This window comes from Methanocella paludicola SANAE (genome assembly GCF_000011005.1).
Taxonomy (GTDB): domain Archaea; phylum Halobacteriota; class Methanocellia; order Methanocellales; family Methanocellaceae; genus Methanocella; species Methanocella paludicola.
Genome location: NC_013665.1, coordinates 335,414 through 352,495 on the forward strand (window position 1 = coordinate 335,414; position 17,082 = coordinate 352,495).

Below are 17,082 nucleotides of genomic sequence, written 5' to 3' on the forward strand. Positions count from 1 at the left end.
ATCGAAAAAATTATTTTGAGGTCGGGATCTCGGCCAGCCTCACCTTAACGTCTCCCTGGAGATTTCCTCTCTTCACGGACAGCGTGATCACGTCGCCGATCTTCTTCTTCCGGACGTACCCGGCCAGCTCCGTCATGTCCTTGATGGGCTTGCCGTCCACCTTCGTGATGACGTCCCCCGAGGTGATGCCTTCCGCCCATGCGGGGCTGTTCTCGAAGCTCCTCGTGATGAGCACGCCCTCCTCGGCGCTTAGATTATAATATGCGGCGATGTCCTTGTTCAGGCCGATGCCCAGGATGCCGAGCCAGGGCCGGATGACCTTGCCGTGCTCGATCAGCTCTTTTGCGATGGCCATGGCATTGTTTATGGGTATGGAGAAGCCGATGCCCTGGGCGAACGGGATGTTCGCGGAGTTCATGCCTATGACCTCTCCCTTGCTATTCAACAAAGGCCCTCCGCTGTTGCCCGGGTTGATGTGGGCGTCAGTTTGAAATAAATTCTCGAAGACGCCCTTGTCCGCCTGGATGGTCCGGTTGAGGGCGCTGATGACGCCCACGGTAACGGTCGGGCCGCGAAGCATGAACCCGAACGGGTTCCCGATGGCGATCGCCGTGTTTCCGACCTTGACGCCGTCGGAGTTGCCCAGCCTCGCCACGGGCAGCTTTTTATTGCTGTCCACCTTCACGACCGCCACATCAGACATGGGGTCGTTGCCCATGAGCGTGCCGTCGAGCTGGGTGCCGTCGAACATGCTGACGACCATGCCGTTCGCGTTCTCCACGATGTGGTTGTTCGTGAGGATGTAGCCCGCGCTGTCCACGACGATGCCCGAGCCCATTCCCTGTACGGGGGCGGCGTTCATGTAGGCGTCCTGCACCATGCTCACGCTGATGTTGACGACCCACGGGCTGGCGTTTTCGATGATCCTGACAAGCTCTTCTTCATCCACGGGTATCATGACAGGCCCTCCGGCCATACAATGAAGATACGGCATTAACTCATTTATGCCTTTCTAAAAGAGAAAAAAATAGGGGGCCTCTCCATGCTCACTTTTTCTTAGACATGAAGAGGTATACTGCGGCCGCGGCGATGCCCAGGAACGCCAGCACTCCCACGAGGACCGCGATGGCGAGCGGGTTACCAGACCCCGAGGACGTGTCCGGGACCGGGGTTGCCGAAGGCTCTATCGTGGGCGTAGGGGTGGGCTGCTGGGTCGGCACGGGCGTCGGGTTCTCCGTGGGCGATGCGGTCGCCGTGGGGTTTCCGCCGGACGTCGAGCCGTTTATGTAGACCGTGTCGGACATGGGCCCCTGGTCCACGCTGCCGGGGCGGAAGTAAATGAACGTGCTGCCGCTGGCCGTCCTGTCGTACATATCGAAGGTGCGGTAAAAGATCGTCCTGGATTTGCCCCAGGTCACCTTGAACGGGTCCTTGTACGTGTTCCAGTTCGAGTTGTCCCAGCTGTACTCCGTCCTGCTGATGGAGCCGTTGTCATTGGCGTTTATGTGCACGGTGACGTCACCGTTGAACCAGCCTTTGCTCCTCGACATATCCCCGTCATAGCTAATACCGATAGTGGGCGGGGTTATGTCTATGCCGAACCACATGAAGCGAATATCGCTGGTGTTGCCAGACCTGCTGACGGCCCTGTACCAGATCGAGTAGTTGCCCTCCTTGAAAAGATCGAACGGAGCAGGGTTATCCATATCGTATGTATACCAGACCTTATGATCGCTACTATACGAATACTGAATGTATCTGGTGTCGTTTGAAGCGGGCTTAACGAACATAATGCCATATATGTAATGATCGTACCATGTGTCGTGTGCCGGGCTGGTCAGGATCTCCGGGTTGAAGACGTTGAACGCCATAGAGCTCGCGTTCACGTTCCCGGCCTTATCGTAGCTCCTGTAGTACAGCGTGTTGGAGCCGTCGGGAATGGTTATGTTGCCTGCATAGTCCTTCCAGTTGCTGTTATCGAAGGAGTACTGGATGGACGATACGCCTGAGCCCTTATCGGAAGCCGTCAGGTTCACGCTCGTATTGCCGCTATAACAGCCAGCGGTGGCGTTCCATTTGCCGTTTATCGTTATGTTCAACGTGGGCTTGATGATGTCCACGTTTAATGTAAGGTAATTATGAGATGCGCTAAGTGTCTCGGTATTTCCGGCGTTATCGACACTCCTGAACGCGAGCGTGTGGCTGCCATCGGCAATTGTAAAGCTCGATGTATATGTGACCTCAGCGTTGCTATCCAGCCGATAATACGTGTGGGCGACTCCAGAGTTGTCGTCGGTCGCCGACAGGCTGACCGTTGGGCCGCTATCCCCGTAGTACCAGCCCGAGGTGCTGTTATAAGTGCCGACAAGTGAAGCGTTCGTTACGGGCGGCGTCGTATCCGCGGCAAGCGCTAGTGGCAGCGTCGAGCCGCATACGAGCACGAAACAGATGATAGTCGCCGCGAAGGCGCCCATACTCTTTCCTACCCTGTTCATTGTAATACCCCTTTATTGATCGTTTTCATTGAGTTATGCTTATAGACGTATGTTGGCTTAACCATTTATGTCCTGAATTACCGCTGAATATATAAGCCTTCTATCATAATCAGAGAACCGTTTAAAGAAACGAAGGGCCGTGTCAGGGCGACTCCTCGTCCGAGAAATCGTAGTCGAAGTCCGTGATCTTCTTCCGGTTCCTTACTACCATGTACAGGTTCGCCTTAAAGAGCGCCAGCAGCGCGAAGACGAATCCCTGGATGAGCATCTGGAAGATGCCGACGACTACGAGCGCTTCAGGGCTCAGTGTAATGTTACCCATGCTCAGCAGCGTGGTCATGTTGACCGAGGCGTTGGCAGCGGTCGCGTTCGTGGCATTCGCCGAGGCGTTAGACATGGCCATCAGGGCGTTATAATAGGTCTCGTTCGATATCATGGCGCCCGCCATGCCGAAGGATAGGGGAAGCTGTACCAGGGACTTCAGCACTACTGCCATGATGAAGAACCCCGCCGCCGTCAACAGGTTTTTCCGGGCGAAGTCCATGCTGTTCCTGAAGGCGGCCATGATGCCCGAGCCCTTCGAGACGACGTCGATGTCGTAGAACTCGATGGACATGAGCACGAAGAACGTCAGGCCCAGCATCAGGAAGCCCAGCATGGAGCCGATGAACGGGTCCACGGTGCCGGCAAGCACGAACACCATGATGGCGGTGAGCAGGAAGTAGTAGACGATGAAAGCGATGATGCCGCATATGAGCAGCTTCGGGTAGCTCTTCTTCGCCGAGGCAAAGAACGTCGAGAGGCTGGAGGACCCTTTTTCCCGCACTTCGAGCGCATACCCGAGCGCGCCTCCCGTGATGAAGGGCGTGATGAGCAGAGGCACGACGAGCTGGGAAAAGTCTACCAGCGCTGAGCGGATCATCTGCTGGACCCCGATGTACCCTGCCAGAAGTGGCAGCGACAGTGCGCCCAGGATGAGGCCGGCCAGCAGCAGGATGGGGCTTTTTCCGAGCTCCTTCATGCTTTTGCCGAATAATGAGAAGAAACCGTCCATAGCTGAAACGCCGTGATTTTAGTGGCCGCTATTGCTTAAATATTTAGCGTCGTGCGGCGTAAGACACGGGACATATTCGTCGTACGGTCTCCTCCGTGTAGTAGCCATAGAACGCCGACAGCGGCACCGACAGGAGCCCCGAGGCGAGCATGGCGGCCGCGCAGAACACGGCAACGAGCGCGAGCCCGCCAAAAGCCGTTGCCCTCGAAACGGCCTGCCCTGCCTGAAGCGTGTGCAGCACGGACGACAGGATAAATACCATAGTAAATAAAGCGGGAAGGAAAAACAGCGATACGATCGTCATCGCCCCCGTGTCGACGAGCAGCTTGGCGCCCATATAGCCGGCAGCATTCCCGGGGTCTTCCCGGACGAAGCGGGCGAAGGCTCTAAAGGCGTCCGAAAAGCCGCATCCCGCCTCGTGACCTATGGCGAACACGGCGTCCAGGCTCACCTCGAGGAACAGGCTGGCGAGACACATGGCAAGGACGAATACAAGATAAAGCACGACGAGCACGAGCGCTCCGCCCGACCCGATAAAGGGCGCCATGAACGGGATGAGGAACGCCGGCAGTATAATGAGCACGCCCATCGTGGCCAGGAGCCTTGTGCCCCGGTAATATGGCCTCAATCGGCACATCTCGGCCTGCCTCGGGTCGCCCGCAGAGAGCCCCAGCGTCGCAAGTAACCAAAATTTCAGGTCGAGGGGCCTGAAGAGCAGCTCACGGGTGCGGCTGCTGCCATATTTCACCGAGGCCGATGCTATGGAGTCCATTGACCGTGATAATGGCCTCGTTATTTTAAAAATATGGTGGTCATTGGCCTTATTTCTCAGTGCACGTGCAGGGCAAGTGGCCACACCTGGGGCACTTCATCGGGTACTTTTCCAGGCACGCCTTCTCCACGTCGATGTCGAGCATGTTGGCCATGGAGACCATCCAGGCGAACACGTCGGCCATCTCTTCCTCGATGGCCTTTTTATCGTTCTTTCGCATGGCCTCGGCCAGCTCCCCGCACTCCTCATAGAACCAGAGCTGGGTCTTCTGGAGTCCCCTCTCAGCGTCGTTGGCGCCGTAGAGCGCCTTCATCAGGCGCTGGAACTCCCCGATCTCCATGCTAGAGCCTCACCGGTACGCCCTTAGAGCGTAGATATTCCTTTGCCTGGCCGATGGTGTACTCGCCGAAGTGGAAAATGCTCGCGGCCAGCGCAGCGTCAGCGTCCGCCTCGGCGAAGGCCTCGTACATGTGCTCGATGTTCCCGGCGCCGCCCGAGGCGATGATAGGTATGCGGACGGCTTTGGATATCGCCTTCGTGATGGGCAGGTCATAGCCGTCTTTGGTGCCGTCGGCGTCCATGCTCGTCAGCATGATCTCGCCGCTCCCGAGCTCCTCCACCTTTTTGGCCCACTCGATGGCGTCGATGCCCGTGGGCGTCCGGCCGCCGTAGATGACGACCTCGTACCACGCGGGCTTTCCGAACTTGTTCTTAATGATATTGACAGCGTTAGGGTCCCCGATATTCGTGTTGCTCCTGCAGTCGATGGCGGTCACGATGCACTGGGAGCCGAAAATGTCGGAGGACTCCTTGATAAAGGATGGGTCCTTGACCGCCGTCGTGTTGACGGTGATCTTGTCCGCCCCGGCCCTTAAAATGGAACGGATGCCCTCGATGGTCTTGATCCCGCCGCCCACGGTCATGGGGATAAAGACCTCGTCGGCCGTGCGCTCGATGACGTCGATCATGGTCCTGCGGCCCTCGTGCGAGGCCGTGATGTCCAGGAAAACAAGCTCATCGGCCCCCTGCTCGTTATAGCGCTTGGCAAGCTCCACCGGGTCGCCGGCGTTCTTCAGGTTAACGAACTCCACGCCCTTGACCACGCAGCCGCCGCCTTCGCCTAAGACCACATCGAGGCAGGGAATGACTCTCTTTGTGAGCATCAGGGGGCTTTATGTTGTGGTATGACTATATATTTAATGGTGAGCGGCATGTTCAACGGCCTTTTTGGACCAAAAGTCTGTGCGAACTGTAAGAAGCAGATCAAGGGAAAAGCCGAGAAGTACGGCGGTAAGGCGTTCTGTTCCTCGCGGTGTATGGATATCTACCGGCACAAGGACCTGTCGAAGCTGGAAAAATAATCCGAAAAAAGAAATAGCTCGTTTTTATTTTGTCATCACGCGGGCAGCGTCGCCGGCGGAGGCGCGAACCTTTCAGAGTAGATGACGGCCGACGGGTCGATATGCTTCAGCACGTCCAGCGAGTAGTACCGGAAGTAGACCGCGATGGGCATCGATATGGCCATGAGGGCGATGAGGAACAGCGCCAGCACGACCAGTAGTACGAGGCCGATGACGACCGCGAGCGCGACGCTGGTCTTTGCCACGGCCGCGGCGAGGATGCACCCGGCCACGAGGATGGCGATGAAGATGAGGGCCACCGGCACGATGATTATCATCGACAGCAGGCCGACCGCAAGCTCGAGGGCCCAGCGCGTGATCACGTATACGCCGTACTGCTGCCAGTCCTTCTTAATCGACGCCCAGAGCCATTTCCATGACTCGACGATGCCCCTGCCTTTAAAGTAGACCATGGGCGCCACGAAGTCGTAGGTGAAGCCGATGAAGATGCCCATCGCTATGGAGAACAGGACCATCAGCAGGATGAGCAGGCAAATGACGCAGATCACCAGTATGAGCGTGACGATGCCCGCCGCCGAGGAGGTGCCCGCCTGCACAGCGAGTAGGATCAGCAGGATGGCGATGGCGATGAAGGCCAGTACGACGACGAGCGTGAGTATGCTGGCAGCCAGCGTGAAGACGAACAGCCTGAAGCCCCGGCCCAGGTTCTCCTTCAGGGGCTGGATAATGTGCACGTCGCCGGACGTGAGGGCCTTGATCAGGACGAACGAGAACACGTTGCGCAGGTAAGCGAACAGGACCGCGACGAGAATTATGAGCAAGGCCGCAACGATTATTATCGCCAGTATCGTAGAGTTCGAGAGGAGCGAGGTGATGCCCTGCTCGATGCCCGCGGTGTCCTCCGGGCCTGTGCGATAGTTGGCCATGTTGCTGAACTGGTTACTGATGCGGCTGGACCCCGTGCCCACGAAGAACACGATGATCATTAGCTTTAGCCACGCCCATGCGTTGAACGGCTCGAGAAGTATTTTCTTCGCCTTCTCGAATGCAGTAGTTATAGGCTTGAAAGCCCACCATTCTGTCATACTAACACATCCGCTATTGAACGGCTACAGTTGTTAATAAAGCATTCGTTTATAAATAGGTGCTCCATCTTACTGACCGGCCATGCCGGCTGCGGAGGCACACAGGCAGTAAGGCGTCACTGGAAGAATAACATGTAAGCGATGATCAGGTAGCCGAGCACCATCATGCCCAGCGAAACGTACCACATGAACCTAAAAATAAGTCCACGGCCCTCCGGGGAGTCCCAGAGCGCCGTAAGTTTTTCGAAGATATACATATCTAATCTTTGATCTTCTTGAGGCGGAACGTGTTCTCGCGTTCCATCTCCTCGAGCCTGAGCTTGATGAACTGCTCCGCCTCGAGCTGCTCGGGGATCACCTTGAACTCAAGGGCGTTGACACGCCGCTTGGTCTTCTCGATATCGTCGAGGAGCTTCTTCATGGCCGACTCGATCTCCGCGGAGATGATGATCTGCTCCACGAGCCTCTCGTAGCCCTGGGCCGCCTCGTCGATACGGGCGCTGGTGTTGATGATGCCGTAGCCCCGGTTCAGGATCGGCTTCTGCACGCCCGAGGACTCGATCTTAGGCACGATGACGCCCATTACATTTTTGCTCTCGAGATTGATCTCCGGCTTCTCCGTAAGGGAGAACGCGGCGGACCTGACCGCCACGACGCCCTCCACGGCACGGGCAATGGCTATCTTGGTCGTCGCGTCGTCGTAGCTCTTCATGAGCTCGCTGCGTGCGTTCCGGGCCTTCTCCATGATCTCGAAGAACTCCAGGATGAGCCCGTCCCGCTTCATCTTGAGCAGCTTATGGCCGCTCTGCGACAGGACGATCTTCTTCTTCAACTCAAGCAGCTCGGAACGAGTGGGCTTGATGTTGTCCTTAATAGCCATTCAGTTCACCTTATGCCGCCACTTTCGCCTTCTTGGCCGGGTGGTACTTGTCGATGTACTTGTTATCGATCTTGTTCAGCTCGGTGACAGGCAGCGTGGCGAGCAGGCCCCACATCATGTCGAGAGTCTGCTCGATGGTCCTGTCCTCCTCGCGGGACTGCCGGACGAGCTTGTCCTCGAAGATGTCGGCGAACTCCAGGAACTTCCTGTCTCTCTCCGACAGGGCGTCCTTGCCGACGATCGCGACCAATCCCCTCAGGTCCTTGCCTTCCGCATAGGCCGAGTAGCACTGGTCCGACACCGCCTTGTGGTCTTCACGGGTCTTGCCGACGCCGATGCCGAGGTTCATCAGCCTCGACAGGGACGGGGACACGTTGATGGGCGGGTAAATGCCCTTGCGGTGCAGGTCTCTCGCGACCACGATCTGGCCTTCCGTGATGTAGCCGGTCAGGTCGGGTATGGGGTGAGTGATATCGTCGCCGGGCATCGTCAGGATGGGCACCTGCGTGATGGAGCCCTTCTTGCCGTCGATCATGCCCGCTCTCTCGTAGAGCATGGCCAGGTCAGTGTACATGTAGCCGGGGTAGCCACGCCGGCCGGGCACTTCTTCTCTGGCGGCGCCGATCTGTCTCAGCGCCTCGCAGTAGTTGGTCATGTCCGTGTAGATGACCAGCACGTGCATGTCGTGCTCGAACGCCAGGTACTCCGCGGTGGTCAGCGCCAGCCTCGGGGTGATGATACGCTCGATGGCGGGGTCGTCCGCCAGGTTCATGAACACGACGGCCCTCTCAAGGGCGCCCGTCCTCTCGAAGTCCTGCATGAAGGTCTGCGCCTCTTCCGAGGTGATGCCCATCGCGCAGAACACGACGGCGAACGGCTCGGTCGAGCCGACCACTTTTGCCTGACGTGCGATCTGCAGGGCGATCTCGTTGTGGGGCAGGCCCGCGCCCGAGAAGATGGGAAGCTTCTGGCCCCTGACCAGCGTGTTCATCCCGTCGATCGTGGAGATGCCGGTCTGGATAAAGTCCTTGGGCTGCCGCCTCGAGTACGGGTTGATGGCCGCGCCGACGATGTCGAGCCGCTTCTCGGGGATGATGGCCGGCCCGCCGTCCAGCGGGTCGCCGGCACCTGAGAGGATACGGCCTAGCATGTCCTTGCTCACGGGCATCTTGATGGCCTCGCCCAGGAACTTGACGCCACACTCGCGGCTTATACCTTCCGTGCCCTCGAAGACCTGTACGACGACTACGTCCTTCGAGGTGTCCAGCACCTGGCCCCTCTTGATGCTGCCGTCGGAGAGCTGGATGGACACCAGCTCGTTATAGCTGACGGGCTCCGTCTTCTTGACGAAGACCAGGGGCCCGGCGATTTCGGTGATCGTCTTGTATTCCTTCATCTTAAGCCGCCTCCAGCGCCTTGAACTCGGCTTTCATCTCGTTGTCGACGTTGCCCAGGTACTTCTCGAAGTCGGCCTCGAACTTGACCTTCGCCAGGTCCGTCTTGGACTTGAGGCCCAGGATCTTCGGCATGGGCACGCCGGCCGCGAGGGCCCTCTTGGCGAGCCGGCCGAAGGCCATAATCTCGTTCATCATCATGAACTGCTTCTTGAGGCTGCAGAACGTATCGACCTCGTGGTAGGCGTTCTGCTGCAGGAAGTACTCGCGGATCATTCTCGCTATTTCAAGCGTCAGCTGCTGGTCTTCCGGCAATGCGTCCGAGCCGACGAGCTGCACGATCTCCTGAAGCTCCGACTCTCTCTGCAGGAGCTCCATGGCCTCAGCCTTCAGCGTATTCCAGTCGCCGCCGATGTTCTTCGTGTACCACTCCTTCAGGCTGTCCTGGTACAGCGAGTAGCTGTTCAGCCAGTTGATGGCCGGGAAGTGCCTGCGCTGGGCTAATTTGGCGTCGAGCGCCCAGAACACCTTGACGATACGCAGCGTGTTCTGCGTGACCGGCTCCGAGAAGTCGCCGCCGGGCGGGCTGACCGCGCCTATGACCGAGACGCTGCCTTCCTTGCCCATGTTGGTGATGACGCGGCCCGCTCTCTCGTAGAACTGTGATAAGCGTGCTGCCAGGTAAGCCGGGTAGCCTTCCTCGCCGGGCATCTCTTCGAGACGGCTGGATATTTCACGCATGGCCTCGGCCCACCTTGAGGTCGAGTCGGCCATTAGTGAGACGCCGTATCCCATGTCACGGTAGTATTCCGCGATGGTGATGCCGGTATAGACCGAAGCCTCTCTTGCCGCGACGGGCATATTAGAGGTATTTGCGATGAGGACCGTCCTGTCCATGAGCGGGTTGCCGCTCTTCGGGTCGGTGAGGTGCGGGAATTCCGAAAGCACTTCGGTCATCTCGTTGCCGCGCTCTCCGCAGCCGATGTAGACGACGATCTCGGCGTCCGACCACTTGGCCAGCTGCTGCTGGGTGACGGTCTTGCCGCTGCCAAAGGGCCCGGGGATTGCCGCCGTTCCGCCCTTGGCAATCGGGAATAAACAATCCAGGATCCTCTGGCCAGTGACTAATGGAATGTCTGGCCTGAGCTTTTCCTTGAACGGCCTGGGCTTACGGACTGGCCACTTCTGTAATAATCGTAATTCCGTGCCATCGGCCAGGTGACCGATGACCTCGTCGACGGTGAACTCGCCGGCCTTGATGTCCTTGATGGCCGTCTCGCCCGTGAGGGGAGGCACCATGACCTTGTGGACGATGCTCTTCGTCTCGGGGACCGTGCCGATGATGCTGCCGCCGGATACCTTGTCGCCGGCATTGACGGTCGGCGTGAACTGCCACTTCTTCTCGTGGGACAGGCCGCTCGCCGTAACGCCCCTCTCGATGAAGTTGCCCATCTTGCTCTTCAAGATGGGCAGCGGCCTCTGGATACCATCGTAGATGGACGTAAGCAGCCCGGGGCCGAGCTCAACGGACAGAGGCATGCCAGTGTTCTCCACGGGCTCGCCCGGCCGGAGGCCGGACGTATCCTCGTAAACCTGAATGATGGTCTTATCATCGGCGATCTCGATGACCTCGCCCATGAGACCCTCTTTGCCGACCTTGGCCACATCGTACATTCGGGCCTGGAGCCCGACGGCGGTGACGACAGGGCCGGCAACTCTAAATATTTCTCCTACTAGACTCAAGATAAACACCCTTTTCGATTACAATGATGACTATTTCCACAGGTCGACGCCTATGGCCCTCTTTATCTTATCCCTGAGGCCGCTCTCTTCCCGGCCGCCGATGGCTATGAACGTCGGCTCCACCGACTCGTCGACGGTCTTCTGGAGCACCGTGGGAAGCTTCTTCACGTCGTCCGCATAAAGAACGACAATTCCCACGTCCCCGTCATTAATGCACTGCCTGACCTTCTCCTCTAGGTCCTTCTCGCTCGCCACATCGTAGACTTTCCTGATGCCGGCGAGCCTGAAGCCCGTCGTGAAATCGCTCTTACCAATGACCGCTATATCCATCATATCACCAGCTGGCTCTTAATGGCCTCGTCGCTGAGGTGAGACTCCTTGCCGCGGGCGATGATGCGAAGATTGTTGACCTCGGTGTTCTTCCGCACGATGTACCCTAAAATGGGCGTCACCGAGAGCGGGTAGAGGTGCGATATCTTCTCGCCGTTGGCGATGAGCGCTTTACGGAGCGCGATCTCGACCGAGTTCAGCGAGCCCGTCTCCTGCGACTTCTGTATGGCCGGCCCCATATCCTCAGGCAGCTTATATTCCTTGAGCATGCCCACGAACTCGTTATAGTTCGGCGCCTGCGCGAGCTTTCTCAGGTCGTCCATCCCGAACTTCGAGCCGCCCGGGATCATGTAGGCCATGATCTTGTCGTGCTCTACGTTCTCCCTCTTTAGCCGGAACAGTGTCCTGAGGTTGACGGCATCGATCTCGTGCTTGATGAAGCTGATGAAGAGCTCGTCTGCCGTTGTGCCGGCGATCTTGATGGCCATGAGGTTCGCGTAATACGCCTTGTCTAATGCGTTCTCGAACGCCGAGAGCAGGTGTGTCCTGTTGTACTCGTCCAGCGCCGAGGTGAGCGGCTTGTAGAACATGGTGCCCGCCAGCCCCTCGACCACGTCGGCGATAGTGCCCTTACGGATGAGGTCGTTGAGCTTTTGCGTGCTAAGGCTCCCCGCGGGCACGAGCGTTTCGCGGATCTCCTCTTCGGAGGCCCCGAAGCTCTTGCCCCTGAGGATCGACTTGATGTTCCAGATATCCCACCTATTCAAATAGGAGCCGATGAGGAGCTTGAGATCGCCCTCGCAGAAGCTCATGATCTGGCCGAAGTCCCTCGCCAGATTCAAGTTCAGCGCGTACTCCATCAGGTCGATGCCGCTGTACTTCGTCGCCAGCTCGTCGATCTCTTCCTTGTATTTGCTTTCGCCGATAAAGCGGCTGATCTCGGGCACGTCCATCTGAAGCAGCTTCAGGTACGTATCCCTGGGGAACAGGAAGGCCTTGCGGGCCTTGACCCTGGCCGTTGCGTACGCATAGTTACCAGCGCCGGCGCTTCGCCTGAACAACATGAGATCACCTTGAGCCGAATAGAATGTCCGATACGGGCTTCATCTGCGCGTTCCAGACATCCTCCATGATGGAGTCGAACGTATAGTCGAGGTTGACGCTTCCGTCCATGCTGGTCACGATGATGCCGCCGATACACTTGATGTTGCCGCCGTACTCATACCCCGAGCTCTTGATCAGCTCGGCGTCTCCGGCATTCGAGTATATTTTACCCATCGGCACGTCTTTCCGGGCCATATTTATAAGCTTATTTAATATATCAACTTTCTTTTCTTTTGGCATGGCGGAAAGCCGCTTAATAAGGTCGGAACGCACTTCCTGGAGCACGTCCTTCTCGGCGTTCAGCTTGGATTTCTTGATGTCCAGCTTGGCGCTCGAGAGCTCTCTTTGCCTCATCTTCAGTATGGCCTGGTCCGCCCGCGCCATCTCGGCATCGTAAGCCCGCTTCGCTTCCGCCTCGGCGTCCTTCTTTATGACTGAGGCTTCGGCCTGCGCGCGGGCCGTAATGTCACGGCTCTCGGCCTCGGCTTTATCTGAGATGTCCTTTACGACTCTGTCCAGTCCCATAACAGGTTCACCTTTCAGAGTACGCTTACAGGAACATCAGCAGGATGGCAATGACAAGGCCGAAGATGACGATGGTCTCGGGAATGACGGTGAAGATCAGACCCTGGCCGAAGAACGACCTGTCCTCGGCGATGGCCCCGACCGCGGCGGCGCCGATATCCTTCTCAGCGATGCCCGAGCCGATGCCTGCTAATCCGACCGCTAAACCTGCACCAATTGCAACTAGTCCTTCTACTGGCATTTGTTTAATCCTCCGTGTATTTTCTCATGTATCCAAATGGATCGTAAATCTTGCCCCCGCCTTTGTAGAATTTCATGAAGAATTCTACGTAATGCAACCTGAGCGCGTGTAAGCCGGGGGCTATAATGCCCAGCACCAGGTTGACTGTGTGTCCTATTACGAACACGATCACTGCCACTATAAGGCCGATGATCCCGCTGGCCGCCAGCATCGCAGTCATCGTATTGACCGCGAACGCTATGCCGACCGAGGACATGCCCACCGCCAGAAGACGGGTATAGGACAGTATATTGGTCATTAGGCCGGGGACCTCCAGTATTCCGGTCGCCCCCTCGCCCATGATAAGTAATACGAACCCTCCGATGAACATGGCGGCGCCCGCAAGGAACAGCGGGTCCATCACGTTAAAGGTGGGTAACGACTGGGTGATCATCAGCGGGAACACATACCAGACGGCGGAGACGCCGCCGAGCAGTATGAGCATCCAGCTGCCCTTGTGTAATATGGCCGTCTTGAGGCCGTGCTGCACGTACTCGTTCCTGAAGCCGAAAATATACCCCAGGAGGATCTGCGCGACGCCCACCAGGCAGGTGAACACCAGCAGGTCCTTAATGCCGAACACGTACGAGCCGTGCTCAAAGCCTCCGGGGAACAGCCTCTCCAGCGGCAGCGAGAATGGGCCGATGGGCCCGATGTTGATCGTGTGCGGGTAGGGCAGCGTAAAGCCCAGGATGCCTTCCTTGGCCATGTTGAAGCCCATGAATTCCCCGAATATGAACCCGAAGACGATCGACGACACGCTGCATATGATCAAAGCGGTCGTCAATATCTGGAATCCCGGGGAATATTTCAGCATGCGCTTTACGGCGAATCCGCCGATCAATAATATTAAGCCATAGCCGATATCTCCCAGGATGAACCCGTAGAACAGCGGGAACATGATAAAGAATATCAGCGTCGGGTCGATCTCATCGTAGCGAGGTCTGGCGTACAGGTCGATGAACGCCTGGAGCGAGTACATGAACTTCGGGTTCGCATACTTGACCGGCGCGTCCACTTCGTGGTGTACGGCATGTGCTTCCGTCTCTCTAGGGTAAGCCTCGGGCTCCGGCTCGACCCTGGTCACGTGGACCCTGTCGCCCGTTGCCTTCAGCATCTTTTGCTTGAATGATTCGAACTCGTTAACGGGCACCCAGCCATCTACGATGAAGGCGTTGTCCGACGTCGCGAACTTCAGCGGTGCCTCGGCCTTCTGCGTGTCGATGGCGAGCAGCTCTTCCGAGGCCAGGATGAACTTCGAGTATTGCTTGTTCATCTCCTCGATGTCCTTATTGACCGCCTCGAGCTTCGACTTTAACTCGGCCTTCCTGATCTCGAGCGCCTTTTTTATTTCCAACGGCTGCCCTTTCTCGTGCAGCGGCTCGATCTCGATAAAATCGTTCTTAAATAATGATTCTGATACTTTGGGGGCGGCGTCCCGGGGCACGAACAATGCGATGGTATAGCCTTTTTCATATGGGGCTGAAAATAGCTCGTAGTCGCCCGTGACGGCCTTGACCACGGGCTCGATGTCCTTTGGCACCGTGCCCACGTACGCGGCGACGTTCTCGTAGCCGTATAACAGCTCCAGGGGAAGCCCGAGAGCCTCGTAGGGCTTCAGTATATCTTCCTTGTGGGCGATATCCTTGATGCCGGTCTCGAGCGCGCTCTTCTCGTTCATCTTCGAGGTGAGCGAGGCCTCGAGCGGGCCCAGGTCCTTCTCGATGTCCGAGGCGACCTTCTCGCGCTTTTCCTTGAACTGGATGTTGCTCTTCGTGCCGAGATAGCTGCTTATGGAGCGGAGCTTCAGGAGCTTTTCGGAGAGCGATGTGGCGGCCTTGAGGGGCTTGCCGATCTTGAAGTATTCCCCTTCGGCCGTATAATCTTCAACGTGGAAGACGTCCAGGTCATGCAGGGTGTTAATGGTAGATTCCATTACGTCTTTGGTACCGACGATGAGGACTCTATCCATGCGTTGAGGTTCTAGCATTAACGTACCCCTCGAACTCTTTCATGAGATAGTCGGTCGCGGCGTTTACCTTCGCCTTCGCGGACGTCTTGAGCGCGGCGGCCTGTTTTTCGCCTTCGGACTTCTGGGCGTTCGCCTCTGCCTGGATCTCGGCCGATGCTTTCTTCACTTTCGCATCGGCGTCGGCGGAGGCCTTGCTTCTGGCAGCCTCGACGATCCCGGAGGCATCCTTCCTGGCGGCGGCGGCGATCTGCTTCGCCTCTTCCTCGGCCTTCGCCTTGCGGACCTTAGCCTCCTCTTCGGTTTGCTTTAGTTGCGATAATATTTCTGCCCTGGACATAAGATTCCCCTGAACACAGAATATCGTTGTGATTTTAACGAGTTGCTTTCTTAAAATATACTGCATCATTCTTAAACCTTTTTATTTTAATAGCTTTTTATGTTAAGGGATTAATATGCAGCGATAAGAATCGATTTTGTATGGCTCTCTTGCGATAATTTTTTTCAGGGGCTGACTGGAGCTTTCGCTTATATGAATAGTATGGCCGTGATTATCCCGGCGACCATCATGAGCCCGGCGCCCATGACCACGTTGAAGAAGAACTGGCGGTTGTTGGAGAAGTATGCGAGCGGGAATTTGATGACGATGCTGGCCATGCTTGCGACGATGATGCCGAGCGCCGACATGCGCGTATCGATGGTGCCCGCCTGGAGGAGGGCGATGCTGCTGGCCGTGGCGCTGGCGCTCGAGACCATGCCGCTCAGCACGGAGCTCACGAAAAAGCCGGCGCTGCCGAACTCGAAGACGGCAAAGGCGCTGAGCATCACCATGCCCAGGAATATCGTGCCGAAGACGAGCGCGTTACGGATGCTGAAGGGCGAGTGGATCTTCACGGTGACGGTCTCCTGTCTGGAGAGGTATCGGTAGGCGAAGAGGCCGCCGATGACGATCATGATGCCGAACGGCAGCACGAGCTTTGGTAATAATGAAGGTGCCAGGATGAGGCAGAGGCCCAGGTTGCGGACGCACATGGCCACGTCCGACAGGATGACGGCCGCCACCGCCACCATGGTGAGGCCCGGCTCGGCCTTGATGCGGTTGATGAACTCGGCGACGACCGCGGTGCTGTTCGCCAGGCCGCCGAAAAAGCCCGTATAAGCGGCGCCTTTAGAGCCATACCTCTTCATAATATAGTAGTTCACGAAGCCGATGCCCGAGATGAGCACGACCATGAGCCAGATAGTCCTGGGGTTGATGACGCCCCACGGGTCGATGGGATGGTCCGGTAAAATGGGATAGATGACGAAGGCCAGGATGCCGAACTCCACGGCCGCGTGCACCTCGGCGGCCGTCAGGTCGGCGGTGATGCTCTGCAGCTCCGTCTTGATCGAGAGGAGCGCAGTCACGATGATGGCGATGATGACGCCGGGTATGATCTGGTCTATACCTATCAGGACGCCCACGAAGAACGTGATGAACAGCGCGGCGCTCGTCGTAAGGTTGGGATCGCGCTTCTGGCTGATGCCATAGGCCGACATGATGATGGCGAAGGCGATGGCGAAGACGGCGCAGGCTATGGTAACGTATGGCGGGAAAATGACTGTGGAGACCATGCCCGTTAAGCTAAACAGGGCGAAGGTGCGGATGCCGGCCTCCTTGTGAGCCCATTCCCGCTCAAGGCCGATGAACATGCCGAGCGCGGTGCTCAAGCCAATGCGGAAAGCAAAATCGTATAACGTGAGGTCGGCCATAAGCTGATAGAAACTAGACGATTTAGATATAAATAGATAACAGTGGCGGATCTAATAAAACGGGTAAGGCCCCCGAAAGAGCCGAACACTAAAAGAAAGTTATGATTACTTTTTGCTCTTGGACTTCACGCCAAGCACGTTCTTCTTAGAACGGGCGAGAATGCGGCGTACAAAGCCCTTAGCGTCGTATCTCTGCGCCGGTCCCGGCTTGCCCGCGACGGAGTCGCCCCTGGGGACGAGCCTCATCTGGCCCTTGCGGCCGCGGATCTGGACCCATTCAACGCTTCCAGTCTTTCCCATGCTGAATCACCGCCTTGACATAGCACATACTTATATTA

The 17,082-nt window shown here is 57.3% G+C and carries 20 protein-coding genes; 1 reads left to right on the forward strand and 19 read right to left on the reverse strand.

What is annotated here, in order from left to right:
• Window positions 1–10 precede the first annotated feature (10 nt).
• The 6 genes from MCP_RS01695 to hisF form a co-directional block, all read right to left on the reverse strand.
• A complete protein-coding gene (locus MCP_RS01695; protein WP_231845133.1) occupies window positions 11–976 on the reverse strand; it encodes a S1C family serine protease in 966 nt (321 codons plus the stop codon).
• A 70-nt stretch (window positions 977–1,046) separates the two neighbouring features.
• Window positions 1,047–2,495, reverse strand: coding sequence for an OmpL47-type beta-barrel domain-containing protein (locus MCP_RS01700; protein WP_012899083.1), 1,449 nt, complete (start codon window positions 2,493–2,495; stop codon window positions 1,047–1,049).
• A 142-nt stretch (window positions 2,496–2,637) separates the two neighbouring features.
• Window positions 2,638–3,549 (reverse strand): hypothetical protein, encoded by a 912-nt coding sequence (locus tag MCP_RS01705; protein WP_012899084.1) that lies wholly within the window; start codon window positions 3,547–3,549, stop codon window positions 2,638–2,640.
• 43 nt (window positions 3,550–3,592) lie between these two features.
• Entirely contained in the window at window positions 3,593–4,321 is a 729-nt protein-coding gene (locus MCP_RS01710; RefSeq protein WP_012899085.1) for a DUF7544 domain-containing protein, read from the reverse strand.
• Between the two features lie 49 nt (window positions 4,322–4,370).
• Window positions 4,371–4,661, reverse strand: a complete 291-nt coding sequence (locus MCP_RS01715; protein WP_012899086.1) for a MazG nucleotide pyrophosphohydrolase domain-containing protein — start codon at window positions 4,659–4,661, stop codon at window positions 4,371–4,373.
• Window position 4,662: 1 nt separating this feature from the next.
• Window positions 4,663–5,484, reverse strand: coding sequence for an imidazole glycerol phosphate synthase subunit HisF (gene hisF, locus MCP_RS01720; protein ID WP_012899087.1), 822 nt, complete (start codon window positions 5,482–5,484; stop codon window positions 4,663–4,665).
• Between the two features lie 21 nt (window positions 5,485–5,505).
• On the opposite strand from hisF, the gene MCP_RS15560 reads away from it, so the two are divergent.
• A complete protein-coding gene (locus tag MCP_RS15560; protein WP_158301426.1) occupies window positions 5,506–5,682 on the forward strand; it encodes a hypothetical protein in 177 nt (58 codons plus the stop codon).
• A gap of 35 nt (window positions 5,683–5,717) precedes the next feature.
• Here MCP_RS15560 and MCP_RS01725 read toward each other — a convergent pair whose 3' ends face one another.
• From MCP_RS01725 to MCP_RS01780, 13 genes are all read right to left on the reverse strand, one after another.
• Complete coding sequence (locus MCP_RS01725; protein WP_012899088.1) at window positions 5,718–6,767, reverse strand: DUF7544 domain-containing protein; 1,050 nt, start codon at window positions 6,765–6,767, stop codon at window positions 5,718–5,720.
• A 116-nt stretch (window positions 6,768–6,883) separates the two neighbouring features.
• Window positions 6,884–7,024 carry a hypothetical protein gene (locus MCP_RS15565; RefSeq protein WP_158301427.1) on the reverse strand — a complete coding sequence of 47 codons (141 nt, stop codon included), beginning with the start codon at window positions 7,022–7,024 and terminating at the stop codon, window positions 6,884–6,886.
• Window positions 7,025–7,026: 2 nt separating this feature from the next.
• A complete protein-coding gene (locus tag MCP_RS01730; RefSeq protein WP_012899089.1) occupies window positions 7,027–7,647 on the reverse strand; it encodes a V-type ATP synthase subunit D in 621 nt (206 codons plus the stop codon).
• A gap of 10 nt (window positions 7,648–7,657) precedes the next feature.
• Entirely contained in the window at window positions 7,658–9,043 is a 1,386-nt protein-coding gene (locus MCP_RS01735; RefSeq protein WP_012899090.1) for a V-type ATP synthase subunit B, read from the reverse strand.
• A gap of 1 nt (window position 9,044) precedes the next feature.
• Window positions 9,045–10,784, reverse strand: coding sequence for an ATP synthase subunit A (locus MCP_RS01740; RefSeq protein WP_012899091.1), 1,740 nt, complete (start codon window positions 10,782–10,784; stop codon window positions 9,045–9,047).
• A 30-nt stretch (window positions 10,785–10,814) separates the two neighbouring features.
• Window positions 10,815–11,114 (reverse strand): V-type ATP synthase subunit F, encoded by a 300-nt coding sequence (locus tag MCP_RS01745; protein WP_012899092.1) that lies wholly within the window; start codon window positions 11,112–11,114, stop codon window positions 10,815–10,817.
• Entirely contained in the window at window positions 11,114–12,178 is a 1,065-nt protein-coding gene (locus tag MCP_RS01750; RefSeq protein ID WP_012899093.1) for a V-type ATP synthase subunit C, read from the reverse strand. The genes MCP_RS01745 and MCP_RS01750 overlap by 1 nt, the downstream gene beginning before the upstream one ends.
• A gap of 4 nt (window positions 12,179–12,182) precedes the next feature.
• Window positions 12,183–12,743 carry a V-type ATP synthase subunit E gene (locus MCP_RS01755; RefSeq protein ID WP_012899094.1) on the reverse strand — a complete coding sequence of 187 codons (561 nt, stop codon included), beginning with the start codon at window positions 12,741–12,743 and terminating at the stop codon, window positions 12,183–12,185.
• Between the two features lie 25 nt (window positions 12,744–12,768).
• Window positions 12,769–12,984, reverse strand: a complete 216-nt coding sequence (locus MCP_RS01760) for an A-type ATP synthase subunit K (protein ID WP_012899095.1) — start codon at window positions 12,982–12,984, stop codon at window positions 12,769–12,771.
• A 4-nt stretch (window positions 12,985–12,988) separates the two neighbouring features.
• The gene (locus MCP_RS01765; RefSeq protein ID WP_012899096.1) at window positions 12,989–15,013 is read right to left on the reverse strand and encodes a V-type ATP synthase subunit I; all 2,025 of its coding nucleotides are present in this window, start codon (window positions 15,011–15,013) and stop codon (window positions 12,989–12,991) included.
• On the reverse strand, window positions 14,988–15,332 hold the full coding sequence (locus MCP_RS01770; protein ID WP_012899097.1) for an ATP synthase subunit H: 345 nt from the start codon (window positions 15,330–15,332) through the stop codon (window positions 14,988–14,990). Before MCP_RS01770 ends, MCP_RS01765 begins: the two co-directional genes overlap by 26 nt.
• A gap of 188 nt (window positions 15,333–15,520) precedes the next feature.
• Window positions 15,521–16,744 carry an MgtC/SapB family protein gene (locus MCP_RS01775; protein WP_012899098.1) on the reverse strand — a complete coding sequence of 408 codons (1,224 nt, stop codon included), beginning with the start codon at window positions 16,742–16,744 and terminating at the stop codon, window positions 15,521–15,523.
• Between the two features lie 105 nt (window positions 16,745–16,849).
• Window positions 16,850–17,044, reverse strand: a complete 195-nt coding sequence (locus tag MCP_RS01780) for a DUF5350 domain-containing protein (RefSeq protein WP_012899099.1) — start codon at window positions 17,042–17,044, stop codon at window positions 16,850–16,852.
• Window positions 17,045–17,082: the final 38 nt, after the last annotated feature.

Excerpts from the sequence above, each read along its gene's own strand:
- MCP_RS01715 (WP_012899086.1), bottom strand. The coding sequence starts at position 4,661 with ATGGAGATCGGGGAGTTCCAGCGCCTGATGAAGGCGCTCTACGGCGCC.
- MCP_RS01710 (WP_012899085.1), bottom strand. The coding sequence starts at position 4,321 with ATGGACTCCATAGCATCGGCCTCGGTGAAATATGGCAGCAGCCGCACC.
- MCP_RS01765 (WP_012899096.1), bottom strand. The coding sequence starts at position 15,013 with ATGCTAGAACCTCAACGCATGGATAGAGTCCTCATCGTCGGTACCAAA.
- MCP_RS01760 (WP_012899095.1), bottom strand. The coding sequence starts at position 12,984 with ATGCCAGTAGAAGGACTAGTTGCAATTGGTGCAGGTTTAGCGGTCGGA.
- MCP_RS01775 (WP_012899098.1), bottom strand. The coding sequence starts at position 16,744 with ATGGCCGACCTCACGTTATACGATTTTGCTTTCCGCATTGGCTTGAGC.
- MCP_RS01735 (WP_012899090.1), bottom strand. The coding sequence starts at position 9,043 with ATGAAGGAATACAAGACGATCACCGAAATCGCCGGGCCCCTGGTCTTC.
- MCP_RS01745 (WP_012899092.1), bottom strand. The coding sequence starts at position 11,114 with ATGGATATAGCGGTCATTGGTAAGAGCGATTTCACGACGGGCTTCAGG.
- MCP_RS01755 (WP_012899094.1), bottom strand. The coding sequence starts at position 12,743 with ATGGGACTGGACAGAGTCGTAAAGGACATCTCAGATAAAGCCGAGGCC.
- MCP_RS01780 (WP_012899099.1), bottom strand. The coding sequence starts at position 17,044 with ATGGGAAAGACTGGAAGCGTTGAATGGGTCCAGATCCGCGGCCGCAAG.
- MCP_RS01730 (WP_012899089.1), bottom strand. The coding sequence starts at position 7,647 with ATGGCTATTAAGGACAACATCAAGCCCACTCGTTCCGAGCTGCTTGAG.
- MCP_RS01705 (WP_012899084.1), bottom strand. The coding sequence starts at position 3,549 with ATGGACGGTTTCTTCTCATTATTCGGCAAAAGCATGAAGGAGCTCGGA.
- MCP_RS01700 (WP_012899083.1), bottom strand. The coding sequence starts at position 2,495 with ATGAACAGGGTAGGAAAGAGTATGGGCGCCTTCGCGGCGACTATCATC.
- MCP_RS15565 (WP_158301427.1), bottom strand. The coding sequence starts at position 7,024 with ATGTATATCTTCGAAAAACTTACGGCGCTCTGGGACTCCCCGGAGGGC.
- MCP_RS15560 (WP_158301426.1), top strand. The coding sequence starts at position 5,506 with ATGACTATATATTTAATGGTGAGCGGCATGTTCAACGGCCTTTTTGGA.
- MCP_RS01725 (WP_012899088.1), bottom strand. The coding sequence starts at position 6,767 with ATGACAGAATGGTGGGCTTTCAAGCCTATAACTACTGCATTCGAGAAG.
- MCP_RS01695 (WP_231845133.1), bottom strand. The coding sequence starts at position 976 with ATGGCCGGAGGGCCTGTCATGATACCCGTGGATGAAGAAGAGCTTGTC.
- hisF (WP_012899087.1), bottom strand. The coding sequence starts at position 5,484 with ATGCTCACAAAGAGAGTCATTCCCTGCCTCGATGTGGTCTTAGGCGAA.
- MCP_RS01770 (WP_012899097.1), bottom strand. The coding sequence starts at position 15,332 with ATGTCCAGGGCAGAAATATTATCGCAACTAAAGCAAACCGAAGAGGAG.
- MCP_RS01750 (WP_012899093.1), bottom strand. The coding sequence starts at position 12,178 with ATGTTGTTCAGGCGAAGCGCCGGCGCTGGTAACTATGCGTACGCAACG.